Source organism: Gilvimarinus chinensis DSM 19667, from assembly GCF_000377745.1.
Taxonomy (GTDB): domain Bacteria; phylum Pseudomonadota; class Gammaproteobacteria; order Pseudomonadales; family Cellvibrionaceae; genus Gilvimarinus; species Gilvimarinus chinensis.
Window position 1 is genome coordinate 24,886 of sequence record NZ_KB898714.1, and the last position, 21,734, is coordinate 46,619.

The 21,734-nt window shown below is 54.5% G+C and carries 20 protein-coding genes and 1 tRNA gene; 10 read left to right on the top strand and 11 right to left on the bottom strand.

Translation table 11 applies throughout. The annotated features are described in order from the left end of the window. Nucleotides 1-42 precede the first annotated feature (42 nt). Together D568_RS0117250 and D568_RS0117255 are read left to right on the top strand one after the other, a co-directional pair. Nucleotides 43-483 carry an acyl-CoA thioesterase gene (locus D568_RS0117250; RefSeq protein WP_026287122.1) on the top strand — a complete coding sequence of 147 codons (441 nt, stop codon included), beginning with the start codon at nt 43-45 and terminating at the stop codon, nt 481-483. After that, complete coding sequence (locus D568_RS0117255) at nt 480-842, top strand: DUF6164 family protein (RefSeq protein WP_020210859.1); 363 nt, start codon at nt 480-482, stop codon at nt 840-842. Before D568_RS0117250 ends, D568_RS0117255 begins: the two co-directional genes overlap by 4 nt. Here D568_RS0117255 and D568_RS0117260 read toward each other — a convergent pair. The 9 genes from D568_RS0117260 to D568_RS20600 all read right to left on the bottom strand — a co-directional run bounded on the left by D568_RS0117260 (nt 826) and on the right by D568_RS20600 (nt 8,726). Beyond that, complete coding sequence (locus D568_RS0117260) at nt 826-1,638, bottom strand: peptidylprolyl isomerase (RefSeq protein WP_020210860.1); 813 nt, start codon at nt 1,636-1,638, stop codon at nt 826-828. The genes D568_RS0117255 and D568_RS0117260 overlap by 17 nt on opposite strands. A gap of 182 nt (nt 1,639-1,820) precedes the next feature. Further along, the gene (locus tag D568_RS20590) at nt 1,821-2,753 is read right to left on the bottom strand and encodes a peptidylprolyl isomerase (protein WP_169334812.1); all 933 of its coding nucleotides are present in this window, start codon (nt 2,751-2,753) and stop codon (nt 1,821-1,823) included. Between the two features lie 133 nt (nt 2,754-2,886). Beyond that, nucleotides 2,887-3,468 carry an aminoacyl-tRNA hydrolase gene (pth, locus tag D568_RS0117270; protein WP_020210862.1) on the bottom strand — a complete coding sequence of 194 codons (582 nt, stop codon included), beginning with the start codon at nt 3,466-3,468 and terminating at the stop codon, nt 2,887-2,889. Nucleotides 3,469-3,505: 37 nt separating this feature from the next. After that, nucleotides 3,506-4,141, bottom strand: a complete 636-nt coding sequence (locus tag D568_RS0117275) for a 50S ribosomal protein L25/general stress protein Ctc (RefSeq protein ID WP_020210863.1) — start codon at nt 4,139-4,141, stop codon at nt 3,506-3,508. Between the two features lie 121 nt (nt 4,142-4,262). Next, nucleotides 4,263-5,192: a ribose-phosphate pyrophosphokinase gene (locus tag D568_RS0117280; protein ID WP_040517113.1), complete on the bottom strand. Its 930-nt coding sequence runs from the start codon at nt 5,190-5,192 to the stop codon at nt 4,263-4,265. 200 nt (nt 5,193-5,392) lie between these two features. Further along, nucleotides 5,393-5,467 (bottom strand) — tRNA-Gln (locus D568_RS0117285). A 7-nt stretch (nt 5,468-5,474) separates the two neighbouring features. After that, entirely contained in the window at nt 5,475-6,320 is an 846-nt protein-coding gene (gene ispE / locus D568_RS0117290) for a 4-(cytidine 5'-diphospho)-2-C-methyl-D-erythritol kinase (protein WP_020210865.1), read from the bottom strand. Further along, on the bottom strand, nt 6,313-6,951 hold the full coding sequence (gene lolB / locus D568_RS21270) for a lipoprotein insertase outer membrane protein LolB (protein WP_020210866.1): 639 nt from the start codon (nt 6,949-6,951) through the stop codon (nt 6,313-6,315). Before lolB ends, ispE begins: the two co-directional genes overlap by 8 nt. After that, nucleotides 6,951-8,726: a tetratricopeptide repeat protein gene (locus D568_RS20600; protein WP_020210867.1), complete on the bottom strand. Its 1,776-nt coding sequence runs from the start codon at nt 8,724-8,726 to the stop codon at nt 6,951-6,953. The genes lolB and D568_RS20600 overlap by 1 nt, the downstream gene beginning before the upstream one ends. Before the next feature lie 127 nt (nt 8,727-8,853). On the opposite strand from D568_RS20600, the gene hemA reads away from it, so the two are divergent. The 6 genes from hemA (at nt 8,854) to D568_RS20605 (ending at nt 15,339) form a co-directional block, all read left to right on the top strand. After that, the gene (hemA, locus tag D568_RS0117305; protein ID WP_026287125.1) at nt 8,854-10,131 is read left to right on the top strand and encodes a glutamyl-tRNA reductase; all 1,278 of its coding nucleotides are present in this window, start codon (nt 8,854-8,856) and stop codon (nt 10,129-10,131) included. After that, complete coding sequence (gene prfA, locus D568_RS0117310) at nt 10,128-11,210, top strand: peptide chain release factor 1 (protein ID WP_020210869.1); 1,083 nt, start codon at nt 10,128-10,130, stop codon at nt 11,208-11,210. Before hemA ends, prfA begins: the two co-directional genes overlap by 4 nt. Nucleotide 11,211: 1 nt before the next feature. Continuing rightward, nucleotides 11,212-12,051, top strand: a complete 840-nt coding sequence (gene prmC, locus D568_RS0117315) for a peptide chain release factor N(5)-glutamine methyltransferase (protein ID WP_020210870.1) — start codon at nt 11,212-11,214, stop codon at nt 12,049-12,051. Beyond that, nucleotides 12,044-12,793, top strand: coding sequence for a HesA/MoeB/ThiF family protein (locus D568_RS0117320; RefSeq protein WP_020210871.1), 750 nt, complete (start codon nt 12,044-12,046; stop codon nt 12,791-12,793). Before prmC ends, D568_RS0117320 begins: the two co-directional genes overlap by 8 nt. Nucleotides 12,794-12,885: 92 nt before the next feature. Continuing rightward, a complete protein-coding gene (locus D568_RS0117325) occupies nt 12,886-14,214 on the top strand; it encodes a YjgN family protein (RefSeq protein WP_020210872.1) in 1,329 nt (442 codons plus the stop codon). Next, complete coding sequence (locus D568_RS20605; protein ID WP_020210873.1) at nt 14,215-15,339, top strand: M48 family metallopeptidase; 1,125 nt, start codon at nt 14,215-14,217, stop codon at nt 15,337-15,339. Here D568_RS20605 and D568_RS0117335 read toward each other — a convergent pair. Continuing rightward, entirely contained in the window at nt 15,329-16,333 is a 1,005-nt protein-coding gene (locus D568_RS0117335; RefSeq protein ID WP_020210874.1) for an adenosine kinase, read from the bottom strand. The genes D568_RS20605 and D568_RS0117335 overlap by 11 nt on opposite strands. A gap of 100 nt (nt 16,334-16,433) precedes the next feature. On the opposite strand from D568_RS0117335, the gene mrcB reads away from it, so the two are divergent. After that, nucleotides 16,434-18,824 carry a penicillin-binding protein 1B gene (gene mrcB / locus D568_RS0117340; RefSeq protein ID WP_020210875.1) on the top strand — a complete coding sequence of 797 codons (2,391 nt, stop codon included), beginning with the start codon at nt 16,434-16,436 and terminating at the stop codon, nt 18,822-18,824. A 2-nt stretch (nt 18,825-18,826) separates the two neighbouring features. Beyond that, nucleotides 18,827-19,354, top strand: a complete 528-nt coding sequence (locus D568_RS21275; protein ID WP_020210876.1) for a tetratricopeptide repeat protein — start codon at nt 18,827-18,829, stop codon at nt 19,352-19,354. Nucleotides 19,355-19,440: 86 nt separating this feature from the next. Here D568_RS21275 and D568_RS0117350 read toward each other — a convergent pair whose 3' ends face one another. Next, on the bottom strand, nt 19,441-21,669 hold the full coding sequence (locus D568_RS0117350; protein WP_020210877.1) for an alpha amylase C-terminal domain-containing protein: 2,229 nt from the start codon (nt 21,667-21,669) through the stop codon (nt 19,441-19,443). Nucleotides 21,670-21,734: the final 65 nt, after the last annotated feature.

Sequence of the window (21,734 nt, forward strand, 5' to 3'; positions counted from 1 at the left end):
AAGGGCGGCGGTTCAGAAGCAGTTGATAAACGGAGGTTTACCGTGGTTGAGCGAGAAGACTTTATCCGCAATTTTCCCATCACAATTGATGTGGATGTACAGTGGGGCGAAATGGATGCCTTTGGCCATGTTAACAACGTGATTTACTACCGCTATTTCGAATCGGCACGTATCGCCTATATGCGGCATATTTCTGCAAAAGGCGTATTTGATCTGGGGCGGATTGTGCCGGTATTGGCTGAAAGCAGTTGCCGTTACCTGCGCCCGGTGCGTTACCCCGATACTTTAACGGTGGGCTGCACGATTACCGAGATGCAAGAGTTCGGCTTTGCTCAAGAGTACGAAATTTACAGCGAGGCGCAGGGCATGGTGGTGACCACCGGGGTGGCTCGGGTTGTACTGCTGGATAAACACTCCAAGCAAAAAGCGCTACTGGCGCCCGAGCTGCATGAAGAAATCAAACTATTGGAGGCTTTGGCTTGAGCCATTTGCTGATGCGCACCGGCGGTGCTCACTTTGATGAGGTCGCGGGCTTAATCGAACGCTTGGATGCCGAGGGTATTGAGCACTACCAGACCGATTCCGGCTTTTGGCGCTTGGGTGTGGATGCCCTTTGGGTGCGCAATCGTGATGATGCCGAACGGGCCAAGCAGGTTTTGCAGGAATATCAGGCGCAGTATCAGCAAGAAGCACAGGCGCAACACCACGCCTTGCACGCGCGTGGCGAAGCGCCCAGCTTTATTGGGCAGCTGTGGCGCCACCCAATAAAAATGTTGCTCGCTCTGGCGGCCGTCGCCGCCATACTGGCGATATCCTTAGTGCCGTTTATGCGCGGCTTGTAAGCAGCTTACGCACTCCCAAACCGGCCAGCGCCAATAAACCCAGTAGCCCGGTGCTGCCGCCACCGCCACTATCGCCACTGCCGCCGTCTCCACCATTGTTGTCATCTTTTGTGCTGAGTTTTGGATTAAGGCCGTCGGCGGTATCTTCGCTGGCATCCAGCACGACGATGTTTTGGATTAATACAAGGTGATCTTCGGTGACAGGTGCTCCATCATCGAAGTCTTCTTGACTAAAGTCACGCACTGGAAGGTTGTAAAAAGGGAAGTCTTTAAATGCGCCGGTCTGTGAAAAATCGCCAAATTTTAGGTCGGCAATAGCATCCACGATGGCCATACCATTGCCTGTCACCTGGCCAAAAACCGCATAGCCTTGTTGCGTGCTGTCCAGGTCAGAGCTGTTGTCCTTCAGATTAATAAACCATTGATTGGTTGCGCCATTGGGGTCGTTACTGGGCTTTGCCATGGCGATGGTGCCGCGTTGGTTGGAGTAAACCGGTTCGTTAATTACGGTTGGGTTGGCAGGAATCGCGGATGCTTTGTCGGTTTCAATATCAAAATGGAACCCGCCACCTTGCACAACAAAGCCCGGTATCGAGCGATGAAAGAATGTGTCCTGATAGGCTCCTGCCTCAACATACTCTAAAAAGTTGGCCACGGTCTCGGGGGTGGTTTTATCAAACAGGTTGACTTCAAAGTCGCCCATCACGGTTTGAAATTGAACGGTGGTAGCGTGAGCCGGCGCGCCTGCCAGCAGCGTAAAGGCTATCCCTGCCAGCGCTTTACGGGAGTAGTGCATAGTGTCTCTCTTGCGTTGTGATTATTGGTGCCAAAGATTAACAATATTTAAACGTAAAATTTGTTAGAAAGTGTAGGGCGGTTGTGTCGGCCCGCTTATCGTAAGCACAAAGAGGCCGACAATCTGTCAGAGTTGGCGAAACTAGGGCGTTCGCTTAGGGTTATAAGCCGCAATTTTATTGATTACTGCCTGCGGAAGTGGCGCCTGGTACCACGAGCTATAGCGGCGAAGCTTAAAAGGAACAAGGTAAGCAGGCTGGTGCTGCCACCGCCTCCATTACTATTGTCCGGGCTGAAAGAGTTGCTTGAGTTGGAAAAGTCTATGGGGGATACAGGGCTGGTTGAGCTTGAAGAGCTAACGAGTACGCTACTTGAGCTGCTGGAACTAATGGCAATATCAGAACTTGTTGAGCTGGACTGGCTGCTGTCACTAAAATCGCTTGATGTACTGCTCGTACTGCTAGAACTCAAAGAGCTGCTTATGCTGCTTGCCGCATTGTCGTCCAGGTTGGTATCGGATGCACTCAGAATCATAATATTTTTAATGAGAACCAGGTTGTCCTCGCTTAGTGGAACTTTATTTCTGATATCGGCGGAGGTAACGCCGCGAAGCGGTAATTCTTTGAAGCTGCTGTTTAGTGATCGGTAATCGGCGATCTTTAGGTCGGCAATCGCATCGATAATCTCCATTCCTTTATCCGTTACCTTTCCAAAAACTGTGAATCCTCCGTTGACTGAGTCTAGGAATTCATTGCTATCTTCGAGGTTGATAAACCACTGGTTGACGGCACTGTCGGGTTGATCTGGTAATTTTGCCATGGCAATAGTGCCGCGAGTGTTAGATAAAAATGGTTCGTTCAAAATGGGGCCGCGCTGCTGGACACTCTCAACTTGACTGTTTTCTATGTCAAAAGTGAAGCCTCCACCTTGAATGATGAAGTCGTTTACCGAACGGTGCACGATCGAGTTGGTGTAGGCCCCGGCTTCCACATACTCTAAGAAATTAGCCACGGTGACAGGGGTGGTCTCGTCAAACAGTTCAACTTCAAAGTCGCCCATTACCGTCTGAAATTGAACTGTGGCCGCTTGGGCGGAGGAAAGTGCCAATAAAGACAAAGTAGCGCCGGCCAAAAAGTTATGGAAACATTGCATAGGGTCTCTTCTCACACTTTGACTGTTTGCGCGAACCGCTAGATAGACCGCGCGGGGTTATGATTAGAAATGTTAGAGCGCCTTTGAGGTTTAACGCTCATTGCGAATGCAATTGATGCATTGCCTTATTCCACTCGCCTTTTACCGCCAGTGGCAGCACATCAATAGCGCGGTCGATGGCGTCATCGATTAACTGTTGCTCGGCGCTGCCAGCGCGTTTCAGTACATGGCCGGTCACTTTTGAGGCGTGCCCTGGATGGCCGATGCCGATGCGGATGCGGGCAAAGTTTTTGTTGTTGCCGAGGGCGCTGATGGTATCGCGCAAACCATTATGGCCACCGTGGCCGCCGCCGATTTTTAACCGTACAACGCCCGGATTTAAATCCAGCTCGTCGTGGGCGACTAGAATGGCTTCGGGCTCTATTTTATAAAATTGCGCGAGGGCGCCAATGGCCTGGCCGCTGCGATTCATAAACGTGGTGGGAATTAATAAATGCACCTGGCGCGAGCCAAGGGATATACGGGCGGTGTCGCCGTAGAATTTTTTCTCGGGGGAGAGGCTGGTGCCTGCCTGGCGCGCCAGTTCAGACACCAGATCGGCGCCTGCGTTATGGCGGGTTCGGTCGTATTCGGTGCCCGGGTTGCCCAGGCCGACGATTAACTGAACCGGTGTATCCATAACACAGTGCCTTAAGGGTATGGTTTACCCTGAACGATTACTCGCTATCGCCTTCAGCTTCGCTTTCGGCTTCGTCATCGTCGCTGCCGCCTTTCGGCTTGTTGATGGCCACAACCGGCAGGTCGTGATCGTCACCGTGAGACAGGGCTACCGAGGTAACGCCTTTTGGCAGTTTGATGTCGGAGATGTGAACCACCTGGCCTACTTCAACGTCTGCCAAGTCAACTTCGATAAACTCAGGCAGGTCGGCAGGCAGACAGCTGATTTCCAGCTGAACCATGTTGTGGACAATCTTGCCGCCTTGCAGCTTAACGCCTTTGCTGCTTTCTTCGTTCAAGAAGTGCAGCGGTACGCTGGTGTTCAGCTTCTTGGTTTTAGAAACGCGCATAAAGTCGGCGTGCATGATCTGTGGCTTGGCCGGATGGCGTTGCAGGTCTTTCAGGATCACGTCTTCGGCTTTATCGTCAATCACCAAGGAGATGATGTGCGAGAAAAACGCTTCGTTTTCCAACTGTTTGCTCAGGTCTTTGTGGCTAACGCTGATGCTGGCTGGCTTTTTATTGCCGCCGTAAACGATAGCAGGAACTTGACCGTCCAGACGACGCAGGCGGCGGCTCGCACCTTTCCCTGCATCCTCACGGCTTGATGCATTCAATACAAAATCTTCACTCATAGTGAATATCCTCATTTAGTCCATACAGGTCCGCGACCAGAACACCGTATGGGGTTGTGTCATGCTGCTTGGTAGCGATTACGCTGCAGCGGTTGTCTGAGCTTCCGTGTCACCCTTTGGGTTAACGGAACATCGCACTCAGAGATTCTTCGTTGCTCAGGCGGCGTACCGCCTCAGCCAGCATTCTTGACAGGGTCAGTACACGTACCCGACCACAGGCTTCTACTTCGGGGCGCAGCGGGATAGAGTCGGTGACGACCAGCTCGTCCAGTTCTGAGTTGTTGAGGTTGTCTATCGCCTTGCCCGATAGCACCGGGTGGGTGGCGTAGGCCACAACTCGTTTTGCGCCTTGTTTTTTCAGTGCAGAGGCCGCGTTGCACAAAGTGCCTGCGGTATCGACCATGTCATCTACCAGCAAACAGGTGCGGCCTTCGATGTCACCGATAATGTTCATGATTTCGGCCACATTAGCGCTGGGGCGACGTTTATCGATAATCGCCAAATCCACGCCTAATTGTTTGGCTACAGCGCGGGCGCGAACCACACCGCCAATATCCGGCGATACCACCACCAGATCTTCAAACTTTTGTTTTTCGATGTCTTCGAGCAGTACCGGTGAGCCGTAGACGTTGTCGACGGGCACATCAAAAAAGCCCTGAATTTGCTCGGCGTGCAGATCGACTGTTAACAGGCGGTCAATGCCTGCGCCGACCATCATGTCGGCCACTACTTTAGCAGTAATGGGCACCCGGGCAGAGCGCACGCGGCGATCCTGGCGGGCGTAGCCGAAGTAGGGCACCACCGCGGTGATACGCCCGGCGGATGCACGGCGCAGGGCATCGACCATGACGATCAGCTCAATAAGGTTGTCGTTGGTGGGGGCACAGGTGGGTTGCACCACAAATACGTCCCGTCCGCGGACATTTACGTTCAGCTCGATAGCGACTTCACCATCGCTGAACTGAGAAACGGAAACATCACCTAAAGTCATCCCCAGTTGATCGACAATCTTTTTTGCAAGATCGGGGTTGGCATTGCCGGTAAAGACCATTAAGTCCGTCACGTCAGGTACCCTTTTGTTTACAGTGTGGTTCGGTTTATCAGCATAGTGCAGATAAAACAAAAGCACTGCGCCGGGCGCAGTGCTGTATTTTTAATCTCGGCAGCAAGGCCAGAGTGAAGTCAGGGGATGGTGTCTTCAAACTCTAGCAGGGGCGCTAGAGTTGCGCCGCGTTGGATACCGAGGAAATATGGCTGGGGTGGAAGGATTCGAACCTTCGCATGACGGGATCAAAACCCGCTGCCTTACCGCTTGGCTACACCCCAGTGGTGCTTAGTCAGTTACCAGATCAAGCAGTGGTGATTTAGCAATACCTTGAGCGATAAAACCGGGTAAGTTTTCCGGCGCCTTGGCCAAAACTTGTTTGGCTTCAGATTCGCTACTAAAGGCTGCAAACACGCAAGCTCCAGTGCCTGTCATTCTCGCAGATGGTGAAAAATTTTTCAACCAAATCAGTGCGTTATCTACTTCAGGGTAAAGCTTTCTAACCAGTGCTTCGCAGTCGTTTTGACTGCCCCCCTGCGAGAAGGCCGCTACTTTAATGGGGCGTGTGTCTCTTGTCAAATCTTTATGGCAAAAAATTTCAGCGGTGCTGACGTGGCATTGGGGTGCCAGTACAAGATACCAACACTCTGGTGTTTTTATGGGCGAAAGCTGTTCACCAATACCTTCTGCCCAAGCGGTCAAGCCGTTAATAAATACAGGTACATCGGCACCGAGCTTTGTGCCTATAGCTAACAATTGTTGTCGGTTCAGTCCCAGCTGCCAGAGGGTGTTCAGCGCTACTAAGGTAGTGGCGGCATTACTGCTGCCGCCGCCAATGCCGCCGCCCATGGGGAGGCGTTTATCCAAATTAATGTCCACGCCGGGTAATGGGGAGGGTGCTTGTGCTTGCAGGGCGCGGGCGGCGCGGATGATTAAGTTATCCTCAAACGGTACGCCGGGCAGCGTTGGAAATAACTGTAGGCCAGTGTCGTGCCGTAAGCGGAAGCTCAGGGTGTCGCCATAGTTAAGCAGTTGAAACAAAGTTTGCAGTTGGTGATAGCCGTCGGGGCGGCGGCCGGTGATATGCAAAAATAAATTGAGCTTAGCGGGGGAGAGCAGGCATAACTCAGTCATGAGCCAGCTCCCACTGATGAATGGCAAGGGTCAGACGGATCTCTTCACCGTTCGGCGTTGTGGTCGTGGCGCTTAGCAGGCTGGGAAGCCAAAGGCCGCGGTGCTCCGTGTAGCGCTTAAAGTGAAGTTGCCAGCCCAGCTGGGTAAAGTGCTCGGGTAGCTCGTCCTCGCGAAAACTTACTGTGCGGATGTCGGCACCCGCTACCGGTATGCCCAGCACCCAGTAGCGCAGGGCGCTGACGGGTAAGTTCCAGCCGGTAGCCTGACTAATCAATGCCTCGGGGGAGTCGGCACTCGTGGGTGGGTGTTCACCATCGCGCAGCTCTACCCGCCCCGGCTCCCCTTCGATCTCTAACCGACCTTGGCCCAGTGGACCAGACAGAGCGATAAGAAAAGCGGTCTCTTGTTGCTGCCAGCTGATGCGTGCCGAGCCATTGTCGTCGGGTAAGCGAACGCCCAGCTTGCCCTGCAGCCGCCACTGTTTCAGGTTGCGTAAGGACTGCTGATTGACCGATACATTCAACGCGTCTGGCGATTGCGCAGGCGGCAGTTGGGCGCAATGGCTTAATAGTAGTGCCGTCAATAACCACCCCAGGGTCAGGCCAAAGGGTTTGAAGTGTCGGCTGGGCATTAGCGCGAGCCTGTCTCGCTGGTCGGTGGCTCGGCCGGAACATTCAGGCGTTGTAAGGTGTTATGAATGTATTCACTGTGCGGGTTGATCTCTAGCCCCTGGCGCCAGACAGTAAGGGCTTCTTCCTGTTGGCCTGATACCCACAGCACCTCGCCCAGGTGGGCGGCGATTTCGTGATCGGGGTAAATAGTCAGGGCACGCTCCAGATAGCGTACGGCTATGTCTAGGTTCCCCAGTCGATATTGCACCCAGCCCATGCTGTCGATTGTGGCGGGATCGTTGGGCTGAAGCTCTAAGGCCTTTTTAATAAAATCGTAAGCCTCTGAATAGCGCTCGGTGTTTTCGGTGAGTATGTAGCCCAGTGCGTTGAGTGCAGTAGCGTTGTTCGGGTCGTATTCAATAATGCTCCGCAAGTCCCGCTCTGCCAGAGCGATGTTGCCGGTAGCATCGTGCACCATGGCGCGGGCGTACAGCAGGTGCTCATCATCGGTTCGACTGGCAAGGCTGTCGTTTAGCAGTTGCAGTGCCTCGTCGTACTTATTGGCGGCTACCAGTTCTTGGTTATAAATGATGGTCAGCTCGGTGAAGTGGTCGGTGTCTGGGTTGTCGGCCATAAGGCCTAAAAGCTGGCGGTAGTAATTATCCGCGCTAGCGGGTTGGTTTTGTTGCAGGTAAATGGCAAACACCTTTGAGGTGGCGGTGTAAAAGTCATCGCCAGGTTCAACCTTTTGATAATGGCGCAGGGCCTCGTCCGGCTCGCCTCGTTGTTCGGCCAGTTGGGCGAGAAAAAAATGAGCTTCGGAGGCGCTGTCGTTCATGTCTAACAGCGCGTAATAAGCGGTTTCAGCGGTGTCGAGATCGCCCCGTTCCTGAGCGATGAGTGCCAGTGCCCGCTGTAATTGAGGGTCGCGAGGGTTGGCATCGGCCAGAATTTGAAACTGCTGCTGCGCAGCGTTTAGGTCGCTGAATGTCAGTAAGCGCGCGTACTGCAATCGGACGCGGTGATTACCGGGGTCGTTATCAAGCTGGGCTTTAACCAGTGCAATGGCTTCATCGGAGCGATCAAGCTCGTGCAGTAACCCTGAATTAAGCACCAGGGCGTGGGTGTTGTCAGGCTCAAGCTCAATAGCCTGCTCGGCCAGGCTTAAAGCCTCATCGCCACGACCTTGTTGTTGCAATAACAATCCAGTGCCGATCAACAGGGGCACATTCTCAGGCTCTTGCAGCAACTTTTGCTGGTACTGATTGAGCAGAGTTTCGCGCTGGGTGTCGGTAATATTTTGACCATTGGCGGCAATGCTTTGCAGCAAGGCGCCATTGTCCCGGGTGTGGGTGTTCTGGGTTGCGTTGAAGGCTTCGAGTAAACGATCTGCCTCAATTAACGCTAGAATGGCCGCGGCCTGGGCTTCCTCGTTGTCTTTGTCGGACTCGGCCCATAAGGTGGCAGCGTTTAAGGCGGCGTCTTGATTTCCCATATAGCGCGAGATCATGTAAGCGCGTTCGGCCACTTGAGGGTCGCCGGTCTGTTCTGCCTGTTGTAAGTAGTTAGCCAGAGCCACATCAAAACGTCCGCGACTACCGGCAAATTCAGCGCTCAAGAGTGCATAGAGGGTATCGCTGGTAAACGGGCGCGCTGGGGTCGGGGCTGGAGTGGGCTCGATCGGCGTGCTGGAGGTTTCCGGTATTACTTCAGGTTCTGGTGCCGGAGTCTGGCTGACGCAGCCAATTAAACTGGCCAGTGCGAGTGCTGGCGCCAATTTGGGTACTACTTTCATTACATATTCCTAGTGTGTGCCGTCTGCGATTCCTGCTTACGCTCTTATCGGGTGTAAACTGCCCCTTGTCAGCGAGCGTTATGAGCTGGAAAATGACGCCCCTTATCTCGGCATCGACTGTTACTGCATGACATTATTGGCATTTGGCATCAATCATACAACGGCTCCTCTCCATATACGAGAGCGGCTTGCCTTTGCACCAGATGTAGTGGTACCGGCACTGAATCAGGCTCGGGCGCGTGCGGGAGCTCGAGAAATTGCCATTCTCTCTACGTGTAATCGCACGGAGATTTACGTTGATTGTGAGCGTGATTCACGAGAGCTATTCGCCTGGCTGACAGAACACTCGAGTATCAGCGCCGAGGAATTGGCCTCTTGTCACTATTTGTGGGAGGGTGATGAGGCTCTGCGTCACATGATGAAAGTAGCCGGTGGGCTGGATTCTCTGGTTCTGGGTGAGCCGCAAATCTTAGGGCAGATGAAATCGGCCTACGCGCAGGCAAAAGAGGCCGGTGCGGTAGGTGCGCAGTTAGAGAGTGCGTTTCAGCAGGTTTTTGCCGTAGCTAAACAGGTTCGCAGCCAAACCGCCATTGGCCAGAACCCGGTGTCGGTAGCTTACACCGCGGTGACTCTGGCACAGCAGATTTTTTCAGACTTAAAACAAGACACCGCTTTACTGATCGGTGCCGGTGAAACCATAGAGTTGGTGGCGCGCCACCTGGCCGAACAAGGCATTAAGTACATTATTGTTGCCAACCGGACTTTGGGGCGAGCGCAGGAGCTTGCCGGACAATATAAAGGCGAAGCGGTACTGCTGGCGGATATTCCCGATGTGCTGCACCGTGCCGATATTGTTATATCTTCTACCGCCAGTCAATTGCCGCTGCTGGGGAAAGGGGCGGTAGAGTCGGCGCTAAAAAAACGCAAGCATAAACCCATGTTTATGCTGGATATCGCGGTTCCCCGAGATATTGAAGCCGAAGTAGGCGAATTGGACGATGTGTACTTATACACCGTGGACGACTTGAACACGGTGATTGACCAAAACCGCAAAAGCCGCGAAGAAGCCGCCGAGCGGGCGATGGAAATTATTGAGTTAGGCGTTAACGCTTACCGCCGTGAACAGCGCGCTCTGGATGCGGTGGATACCATTCGCGCCTACCGTAAAAAGGCTGACGAGCTGCGTGAACAGGAGCTGAAAAAAGCTTTAAAACAGTTGCAAAGCGGCGGTGACAGCGAAAAAGTGGTTGCTCAATTGGCCCGTAACTTAACCAATAAACTGCTGCACGCGCCCACCACTGCGCTGCGTGAAGCCAGTGCCAAAGGGCAGGGTGATACCCTGCGGTTGGCCCATGAATTATTTGCGATAACGCAAGATGACCTGGATAACAGCGAGAAAGAATGAAAGCTTCAATTTTAGAAAAACTGGATAAACTCAGTGAACGCAGCGAAGAAGTCAGCGCGCTTTTGTCCGATGGTGATGTCATTACCGATCAGGATAAATTCCGTGAGTTGTCCAAAGAGTATGCCGAGCTTGAGCCGGTTATGGCGACTTATAACGCCTACCGCACGGTAATGGAGGACTTGGAAGAAGCGCGCTCCATGCTCAACGAGGGCGACGCTGATATGCGTGAAATGGCTCGCGAAGAAATCGACTCGGGCGAAGCTCGCAAAGAAGAACTTGAGGTGGAGCTGCAAAAACTGCTGCTACCCAAAGACCCTAACGACGATAAAAACGTGTTTCTGGAGATTCGCGCCGGTACAGGCGGCGATGAAGCGGCAATTTTCTCGGGCGATTTATTCCGTATGTACTCGCGCTACTGTGAAAAAGTGGGCTGGAAAATTGAAGTGCTGAGTGAAAACCCCGGTGAGCACGGCGGCTATAAAGAAATTATCACCCGTGTAAGCGGCACTAATGTGTATTCACAACTTAAATTCGAATCCGGTGCGCACCGCGTGCAACGTGTGCCCGAAACCGAATCTCAGGGGCGTATTCATACTTCTGCCTGTACCGTTGCGGTGATGCCCGAAGCGGACGAGCTGGAAGAGGTGAATATCAACAAAGCCGATATCCGCGTCGACACCTTTCGCGCCTCCGGTGCCGGTGGGCAGCACGTAAACAAAACCGACTCGGCCATTCGCATTACCCACATCCCTACCGGCGTGGTGGTGGAGTGTCAGGACGAGCGCTCGCAGCACAAAAACCGCGCCCGCGCCATGAGTTTATTGGCCGCAAAATTAAAAAGCGCGCAAGAGGCATCGTCGGCCGCGAGCATAGCCGAAGAGCGTAAATCGCTGGTGGGAAGCGGCGACCGTTCTGAACGCATCCGCACCTACAACTACCCGCAGGGGCGGGTGACCGATCACCGCATCAATTTAACCCTGTATAAGCTCGACGAGGTGATGCAGGGCGCCTTGGATGAGGTGATCGGGCCTTTGACGCAGGAGTATCAAGCCGATCAGTTGGCGGCATTGTCGGAATAATATGCTCAGTATTCGCGACGCGCTGAAGCAGGCGACCGAACAATTACAAAGTGCCAGCGACAGCGCACGGCTTGATGCCGAAGTGTTGCTGGCGTTTGTCTGTCAACGTGACCGAACCTACCTTTATACCTGGCCTGAAAAAGAACTGGATGCACTGCAGCAAGATCAGTTTTTTGCGTTCATTGAAGCGCGCGGCCAAGGCGAACCCATCGCTTATTTAATCGGCACACAGGAATTTTGGTCGCTGCCGTTACGCACAGCCAAAGATACGCTTATACCGCGCCCTGAAACCGAACTGTTAGTAGAAACCGTACTGCAACTCGGTGTTGCCGAGTCGGCCCGCGTTTTGGATTTGGGCACGGGCACCGGCGCTATCGCTCTGGCTCTGGCTGCAGAAAAAAAACACTGGTGCATCACCGCGGTGGATAAAATGCCCGGTGCGGTGGCGCTGGCACAGGCGAACAGCCAGCGCTTGAATTTACCCATCCGCGTGCTGCAAAGCGATTGGTTCAGGGCACTGGAAAATGCCGAGCCTTTTGATGTGATTGTCAGCAACCCGCCTTACATTGCCGATACAGACCTACATTTACAGCAGGGCGATGTACGCTTTGAACCGTACACAGCGCTTACCTCGGGCGCTGATGGTCTGGATGATATTCGGCTGATCACTGTCCGTGCGCCGCAATTTTTAACCGCTGGTGGTTGGCTGCTGTTTGAACACGGTTGGCAGCAGGCGGGGCAGGTGCAGCAATTGCTGCAGCAGGCGGGTTTTGCGCGTGTGCGTAGCGAAAAAGATTTGGCTGGGCACCAGCGAATAACCTTAGGGCAATGGCATGGCTGAGTTAACCGATCAACAACTGCTGCGTTACTCGCGGCAAATTATGCTGGGCGAGGTGGACATCGCCGGGCAAGAGTCGTTGTTGGACGCAAATGTGTTAATTGTCGGTGCGGGCGGCCTGGGCGCGCCGGTGGCGCTGTATTTGGCGGCGGCCGGGGTGGGCGAGCTGATCATTGCCGATGACGATCATGTGGAGGTGTCTAACCTGCAGCGGCAAATTATTCATACTCAATCGCGTATCGGGCAAACCAAAGTCGCTTCAGCCAAGGCGCAGCTGGCGGAAATTAACCCTGATGTACAGGTTCAGACATTGTGTGAACGTCTATCGCCAGCGCGGCTTGATGAGCTTTTACCTCAGGTGCAGGCGGTGGTGGATTGCTCTGACAATTTCAGTACCCGTTTTGCCATCAACAACGCCTGCGTGCGGCACAAGGTGCCATTAGTCTCAGGGGCGGCGATACGACTCGAAGGGCAGCTCGCAGTATTTGATTCGCGCCGTGCAGACAGTCCCTGTTATCGCTGCCTGTATGAAGAGCAGGCGGATGAAAACTTAAGCTGCGCTGCCAGCGGGGTATTGGCCCCCTTGGTGGGAATTATCGGCTCGGCGCAAGCGCTGGAAACCCTCAAACTTTTGGCCGGTTTTGGTGATACACTCAGCGGGCGTATCCAGTTTTACGATGGAAAAACCGGCCAGTGGCGAGAAATGCGCTTACCTCGGGATCCGCATTGTCCGGTGTGCGGTTAAGGCATCATGCATCCAGCAGGCTTTTAGCCGATGGTTAGTTAAATAGCTCAGTGTTGAGCTCAGTAGAACAAAGAAAAGCAATAGGGATATCTATGTCAAACGATAATAAAACGTACCACATTATTCTTTTGGGGGCGCTGCCAGGTGTGACCGATGTGCAGGCGCAGGCGGGTTTCGCCAAGCTGTTTAAACTGCCACCTGAAAAAGCCGAACAGATATTTGCCAGGCCACGGCGTGTATTAAAAAGTGGGCTAAGCTATTCACAGGCGCAACAATACCTTGAGCGTTTATCTGAGGTGGGCGTTGCCTGTGAAATGCACGAAGACGCGGAAACCTCTGGCGTTGAAAATGAACAAACCACAACTGCTGTAACACCTCCTCCAGTGCCACCCAAGGCGAGCGGTGCATCGAACGTATCGCCACCAGATTCGACGAATCGTCAACCCCGCGACGTTGATTTTGTGTTTACCGGCAACGGCTTTGAGTACTTTAAAATCTGGATTGTGAATATTCTCTTGTCCATTGTGACTCTGGGCATCTATTCCGCCTGGGCTAAAGTGCGTAACAAACAGTATTTTTACGGCAACACTTATCTGGACGATGTCAGCTTTTCTTATACGGCCGATCCGGTAAAGATTTTAATTGGACGCATTATCGCGTTTGTGTTTTTGCTGGTTTACACCTTCGCCGGCGAGTTCAGTATCGTGGCCGGTGTGGTGGTAAGTTTACTGTTGTTTGTGTTCCTGCCTTGGGTGATGTGTAAATCGCTGCGTTTTAACGCGCGCTACTCCAGTTATCGCAACGTGCCCTTTGCGTTTAATGGGCGCTTGGGTGAGGCAGTCAAAGCGTATATTCTCTGGCCGATTCTGGCGGTGATTACTTTGGGTATTTTGGCCCCTATGGCGTATTACCAACAGAAGAAGTTTGTTTACGCAGAGCACGCTTACGGCACCAGCGAGTTTGATTTTTCTGCCGGTGTGGGCGATTACTACAAAATTTTTGTGCTCACCTTTGTGATATACGCGGTACTGTTAGGCTCGGCCTTTCTTTTGGGTAAGTGGCTGCCGGGCTTTACCAGTGTGGTGTTGATGCTCGCCGCTTACTTACTGGCTTTTGCCTACTTTGTTACGGCCATGGCGAATGTGAACTACAACGCGATTACTTTGCAAGAGCACCGCTTAAAAGCCGATTGGCCACTGTGGCCTTATCTTTGGTTGATTGTTACCAATACCATTCTCATTGTAGTGACGCTCGGTTTATTTATCCCTTGGGCGAAAATGCGTACTGCTCAGTACAAGGCCGATCACACCAGCGCCGAATTTGTGGGAGACATGGAAGCCTTTGCCGCCGAAGAGCGTGAAAATGTTAATGCGCTGGCCGAATCTGTGGGTGATTTGTTCGATATCGAAGTAGGCTTCTAAGTGGATATCCACGGGCTGTGGTACAGCGGTAAAGACTCTGCAAAGCGCGAGGCGATCTTGCGCTTGAGCCCTGACGGCGAGGTGCAGGTTATTGAGCAGGTCAGTCAACAGTTGCTGGCGCAAGCGGGCGCAGCAGGCTTGTCTGTATCCTCGCGCCTGGGTAATACCGCGCGCTTTATCCGCTTTGCGGATGGCGCTGCTTTCGAAACTACAGAAAATGACGCGGTGGATGAAATGCAGCGCCAATGGCAACCGGGGCTGTGGAGTAACCTGCTGCACACATTAGAATCTCACCTTGGGTTAGTGCTGGTAGCTACCTTGATAGTGGCTGTTTTTGTATGGGGCAGTGTGGTTTACGGTATTCCCGCTGCCAGCAAGGCCATTGCCTACCAGTTGCCGCAAGACACCTTGAATACTGTTTCTAAAGAGTCCATGAAGGTGATGGACCGGGTGTATTTTTCGCCCAGTCAATTAAGCGCGGAGAAAAAAGAAGCCTTGCAGCAAGCCTTTGCCCCTGTGCTGGCCGAATACCCGGAGCTGCCGTTAAAAGTCTTGTTTCGCAGCGGCGGTGAGCGCATAGGCGCCAACGCCTTTGCTCTGCCCGATGGCACCATTGTGTTTACCGATGAAATGATCGAGCTGGCCGAATCGAACGAGGAGTTACTCACGGTACTGGCGCACGAGATTGGCCATGTGGAGTTGCGCCACAGTTTGCGCTCTGTGATTCAAAACGCCGTGCTGGGCTTTGCTTATGTGACTTTGGTGGGCGACGGCACCGCTATGGCTGATTTGCTTTTGGGCTTGCCGGTGCTGGCGACGACCCTGTCTTACTCGCGTGATCATGAAACAGAAGCCGATCAGTTCTCTGCGCAATATCTCGACAGTGCCGGTATCGATCGTCAGGCGTTTGTGGATTTAATGAGCCGCCTTGGGGAGACTATGCATTGCCAGGCGCTGCTGGAAGATGCCGCCGATGTGGATGAAAAAGAGTTGAGCGATGCCGAGCGTTTACGTTTGTGTGAAGAGTTAGCCGCCGAGGCGGATGAGGATGAGAGTTCTCGGTGGTTCGATTATCTCTCGACTCATCCGAATCTGGACGAGCGTTTAAAAGATTTTATGCACTAAAAAACGCGTCTTTCAATTCCCGGTGCTGCTCGGCGCGCAGGCGTGGGCCGTACTGGGTGACTACAAGGGTGGCGGCTTTGTTAGCGAATTGGCCCGCGCGTTCGTAAGATTCTTTCTTACTCAGGGCGTACAAGAAAGCGCCCGCGTACAAATCCCCGGCACCGTTGGTATCAATGGCTTTGGCTTGCTCGGTGGGAATGTGCAGCTCGCGCTCGCCATCAAACACCACCGAGCCCTCGGCGCCACAGGTAATGGCCAAGGTCTTGGCGACTGGCTTCAGCGCCGCTATGGCGTCGTCCAAGGTTTCGGTATTGGTGTATCCCAACGCTTCGTCGCGGTTGCAGAACAGTAAGTCCACACCATCGCCAATCATTTCGGTTAGGCCATCTTTGAAAAACTTAACCATCGCCGGGTCGGACAAGCTCAGTGCGATTTTGGTGTTATTGCGACGCGCCAACTGGTTCAATTGGATGGCGGCGGCGCGACCGGTTTCGGAACTGACCAAATAACCTTCAATATACGCCCACTCGGAGGCGGCAATGGCGGGTTCGTCCAGCTCGTTTACCGAAACGGTTTCGCTGATGCCCAAAAAGGTGTTCATGGTGCGCTCGGCATCCGGGGTAATCATAACCAGGCATTTACCGGTGATGCCCTCGGCTGTGCCGATGTGTTTGGGGTAGGTAACCCCGGCATCTTCGATGTCTTTCAGATAAAAGTGGCCGTTTTCGTCATCGGCCACCTTGCACGAGTAAAAGTTGCGGCAGCCAAAATACCCGGCGGCAATAATGGTGTTGGCGCCCGACCCCCCGCTGGCGCGCTGTGAGGCCACCAGGTGATCCTCCAGGTGAGCAATCAGCTGACTTTGGCGTTCGGCATCCACCAGGGTCATTACGCCTTTATCCACACCCATGGTGTTCAGGTCATCGTCGCTAACGGTAATTTCCATATCCACCAGCGCCGCGCCGATGCCATAAATGTGGTAGTGCTCAGTCATAAATGCCTCTTAGGAATAGGGGGAATCTCGGCCAGCTCACGTTTTTTATCCGCGTTTGCGGACTTGTCTGTGGTCCGATGATTGTAATCGGGCGCACATTATGCAAAATAACCGCGCTCCAGGCAAAGACACTGACCGAGACCCAATGACCAAACGCCGTACCTCAGCCCCGCGCCGCCGCGCCCGTAAGAAAAAGCCTACTCAGAAGCGGCACGGCCGCTCTCTATTTAAAATCTTGCTGATCTACGCGGTCTTGGCCAGCCTGATTGTGGGTGGCTTATGGGTGGTGTACCTGGACTTTGTGGTGCGCGATAAATTCGATGGCAAAAAGTGGTCGCTTCCGGCGCGGGTGTACGCCCGTCCGCTGGAGCTGTACGAAGGTGCTGCACTGACCCCAAACCTGCTGGAGCTGGAGTTGACCGCACTGGGTTATCGCGCGGTTGAAAGCGTCAGCCGCCCCGGTTATTTCAGTCGCCATCGCGCGGGCGGCTACACGCGCTATCGCATTTACAGTCGCGGCTTTGAGTTTTGGGATGGCCGGGATAAAGCCTTGCTGTTCGATGTGGTGCTGGGCCCTTCGGGTGTGGCCAGCCTGACGGCGCAGGATGAGCATATTCCACTGGTGCGGCTGGAGCCGGAACAAATTGGCGGCATCTACCCCACCCAGGCCGAAGACCGGTTGTTGGTGCAATTATCCGATTTACCGCCCCTGCTGGGTGAGGCGCTGCTGGCGGTCGAGGACAAAGATTTTCTCGATCATTACGGCGTATCGCCCACAGCGATTGCCCGCGCCGCCTGGGTGAATTTGCGCTCGGGCCAAGTAGTGCAGGGCGGCAGCACCTTAACTCAGCAGCTGGTGAAAAACTTTTACCTCACCCACGAGCGCAGCCTGACCCGTAAAGCGCAGGAAGCCATAATGTCGGTGTTGCTGGAGGTGCATTACAGCAAATCGGAAATTCTGGAAACCTACATTAACGAGGTGTACCTGGGCCAGAGCGGTGCCCGCGCCATTCACGGTTTTGCCTTGGCGTCGCAGTATTATTTTCGTCAGCCCGTGTCTGAGCTGAACGCGCAGCAAGTGGCGCTGTTAGTTGGCTTGGTAAAAGGGGCTTCGTTTTATAACCCCTGGCGCAACCCCGAGCGGGCCACCAAGCGCCGTAATTTGGTGCTGAGTGTTATGCATCGCGAGGGGCTGATTAACGATGCTCAGCTCAAACAGGCACAGACGGCGCCTTTGGGGGTGGTCAAACCCGGGCAGAACTCGCAAAGCACTTACCCCGCCTTTGTTGAATTGGTCAAACGCCAGCTGGCGCGGGACTACAAAGAAGAAGACCTGCGCAGCGACGGGCTGCGTATTTTCACCACTTTGTCGCCCATGGTGCAGCGCCAGGCCGAAGAGGCAGTGGCTAAGCGTTTGGATAATCTGGAGTCTGCCTACAAGGTGGACGGGTTACAGGCCTCGATGGTGGTGACTTCGGTGGGCGCCGGTGAAGTGCTGGCCATGGTGGGGGATCGCAACCCTCGCTACGCCGGTTTTAACCGTGCCCTAGATGCCCAGCGCCCGGTGGGCTCGCTGATGAAACCGTTTGTGTACCTGGCGGCGCTGGAGCAGCCTGCCGCTTACCACCTGGGCTCACCCATCGCCGATGACCCCGTGACCGTGACCAGCGACGACGGCAAGCTTTGGGAGCCGCAAAACTACTCGCGCCAAAGTCACGGCCAGGTGCCGTTGATCGAAGCGTTGGCGCATTCGTACAACCAGGCCACCGCCCGACTAGGTATGCAATTGGGATTGCGCCAAGTCGCTCATACGCTGGAGCGCGCCGGGTTTGACGGCTACATTCCCCCGGTACCGGCCATGACATTGGGCGCCATCGATATGTCGCCCTACGAGGTGGCCGGTATTTATCACACCCTGGCGGCCGAGGGAACTTATACCCCGCTGCGGGCTATCCGCGATGTGCTCACCGCCACCGGCCAGCCTCTTAAACGTTACCCACTGCAAATAGAGCAGCGCTTTAGTGGCCCAGGCGTTTTTGAGCTGCAGTACGCGCTGCAGGCGGCGTTGCGCGAAGGCACCGGCAGACAGGTGTACCACCGTTTCCCGGCTGACTTACCCCTGGCAGGTAAAACCGGTACCACCAATGATCAGCGCGATAGCTGGTTTGCCGGTTTCAGTGGCGAGCATTTGGCCATTGCCTGGGTGGGGCGTGATGACAACGCCGAAACACCGCTGACCGGCAGCGGCGGCGCGTTAAAAGTGTGGGCGGATTTAATGAGCGAATTGCCCACTCGCGGCGTGAACACCGAAGCGCCCGAGGGGGTAACCTTTGACTGGATTGATCGGGCCTCGGGCAAGCTCAGCGCCGAGGGTTGCGAAGGCGCCATGTGGCTGCCTTTGCACAGTGACTACCTCCCCAGCGACGCGGTTAGCTGTCGGCTTGATAACACAGGCGGCACACGCAGCTGGTGGCAAAGATTTTGGAATTGAGTATGAAAGACGTGAACAAAGCGATATTAATGTCCGGTGTGTTGCTGATGTTGCTCGGCGGCTGTTCGACTACCTCGGGGCCGGGGGCGCCGGTGAGCGATGCGGGGGGCGCGCCTGCGCCACCGAGCCAGCGTCAACCCGAGCAGGAACAAGCGCCCGAGCCAGAGACTCCCCAAAGAGACAACGGCGGTTGGCAAATTACCCAGCCTCCCGCTGAGCGGCAAACCGCGCCCAACACTCAACCTGCAACGCCCCGTGCGGCCGGCACCAATTCAGCGGTGAACTCGCTTTTGAACCAGGCGGACGGCTATTACCAACAGGCCGATTTCAGCCGCGCTATTGCCAGCGCCGAGCGCGCCCTGCGCATCGACCGGCGCAGCGCCAAGGCGTATTTGATGCTGGCCCAGAGCTATTGGCAGATGGGCGGCCTGAGCCAGGCCGAACAGTTTGCCCGCCAGGGGTTGCGCTACGCAGGGGACGACCGCGCGCTCACACGGGCGCTAAATTCCGTGTTGGCTGAGGTAGAGTAACGATTCATCTACCCGAAAAACTCCTGATATCAGTGCATAAAAAAACCGCGCATGGCGCGGTTTTTTTTGTGGCTTTGTACTCGTATTTAAAAATGTGTATGGGTCAGGCTGGCATCATTTAGCTGCAGGGTTGTAACGCCGCTACTGGCAATAAAAATATCCGCACCGTTAGTCTCCAAACTGCCATCGGCGTTGTTGTCGCCGTAGTTATCGCTCCAGTCGCAGTGGCGATCAAACTTGTAGCGCTGGTTACTTTGCCCATCCAAAGTGACCGAGGCCGCCCAGGTATTGTCATCCACCAGTGTCATGGCGGTGCAGCCCCAGTTGTTGAAGGTGCCGCGTACATACACGCCGCTCCAGTTGCTGCTAAACCCGTCTAAGGGTTGCAGTTGGTAGGTCAGCTGCTGGTCGTTAACCGTGATTTGGTAGTGGCCAATCACATTGGTAAAAATATCCCCACCGGTTTGCTCCAGCGTGCCGTCGGCGTCATTGTCACCAAAGTTATAGCTCCAGTCGCCAAACACATCGAATTTAAATCTCTGGTTCGCCTGGCCATCAAAATACACCTCGGTTTGCCAGGTGTAATCGGCCACTAGGTTCATTGCCTTGGTGTTCCAGCTATTGGCGGTGCCGCGAAAATACAGCTGTTCAAAATTGCTGGCCGCGCCGCCATCGGTCGCGCTGATGGTAAGGCTCTCGTCGTCGCTGGCGCCCTGGTTATCGGTCACCGTAACGCTGTAGGTGCTGCTGCCCGCACTTTGCGGTGTAACGCTGATGGCGGCGCTGCTCGCACCGGTGCTCCATTGATAAGAGACGATACTGCCGTCCGGATCGCTGGAGCCAGAAGCATCCAGGGTGACCTGAGTGCCCACCGAAACCTCGGTGCCGGGCGCGGCGCTAATCTGAGCGGTCGGGGTTTGGTTACCGCCCGGTACGGCACCGCCGTGAATGGCCGAGGCCGATTCGGCGGGCACATTGAAGGTGGCATTGCCGTTGGCATCTACCTGAATCAGAGTTCCGCTACACTCATCTTCCCCGGCGAGAATATCGCAATAGCTGCCCTCGGGCATGCCGGTGTAGAGTGTCTCGCTGATGCTTTGGCTTTCATTATTGATGACCACAAAGCCCTTGTCGCCGCGCCCAAAGGCGATGGCGTTGTCGCTGATGGTCACGGCGTTATCCAGGCTCCAGGCATCAAGGGTGTAGTTTCTAAAACCCACCATGTTGGCAATGTTGCCCCAGCGGTGCTGACACACCCAGCCGTTGGCATCGCAGCCGCCGGGTGCGGGTGGCCCCATATCCGTGCCCGCCGTGGTGTTGGGGTCAAACTGGTAGCTGGACATCACTTTGGGGTAGCCATAGGGGTAGGCGAGCATAAACACATTGGCGAGATTGTATTTAGCACCATTGTGATAGGTTAAATTGCCATTGCCGCCGTGGCCGCGCTCGCGGTCGTGGTTATCGATAAACACCAGCGCGTCGTTTGATGGCAGCAGGCCCCAGCTTTCACCCAGGTTAAGCAAGTGTTTGATCTGGCCATTAAAGTTACCGGCCACGGCCGTGCCATAGCCCATCTCGGTGACAGGGCCCAGGTAGGTGTAATTAGGCGGTTGAATTTGCGAGGCTTCCCCGGCGGCGCCAATCACCTCTAAAAAGACCCAGGGGTTACCGGCGGCGTTTAAGAACCCTTGAATGTCCGCAGGCGGCATGTGTTTTGAGGCATCAATGCGAAAGCCGTCGACCCCCATGTCGCTTAAGCGCTTAATGTAGGCGCCGATGGTGTCGCGTACGTAGGGCAGGCTGTGGTCTAAATCCGGCATGCCGTATAACTCGCAGCTCCATACCGAGTTGGCATCGCCGTAATTGGTATCGCAGCTGGGGTGAAAGTCCTGTGGGCTGAATTCAGGGTAATTTCGCGGCGACCAGGGCGTGCCGCCTATGCCAGTGTTGCCGCCGTCGAGATTATTCGCCATTTGGTTGACGACGATATCCGCGTAAATTTTTACCCCTGCGGCGTGGCAGCGGTTGATCATGCTTTGCAGCTCGGCTTCGGTGCCGCTGCGGCTGGTCAGGTTCTGGTAGGTGATAGGCTGATAGCGCGCCCACCACTCGGAGATATTCACATGCTCGCTGGGCGGTGAAATCTGCACCGCATCGAAGCCTTTGGGGCCTAAAAAGGTCTCACACTCCTGGGCGATATCGTTCCAGCTCCACTCAAATAAGTGCACAAAGGCGCTGCCTGCCGAGGCGCTTTGACTGGCGGCCAAAAGGGCGGCTGCGGAACTTAGCATTTTTACAGACTGTTTTAATTTCATCTCAGGTTCTCCAATTCATTATGATTATTGTCTTGAAGGCAGATATGACACGGACGTGAAAACAA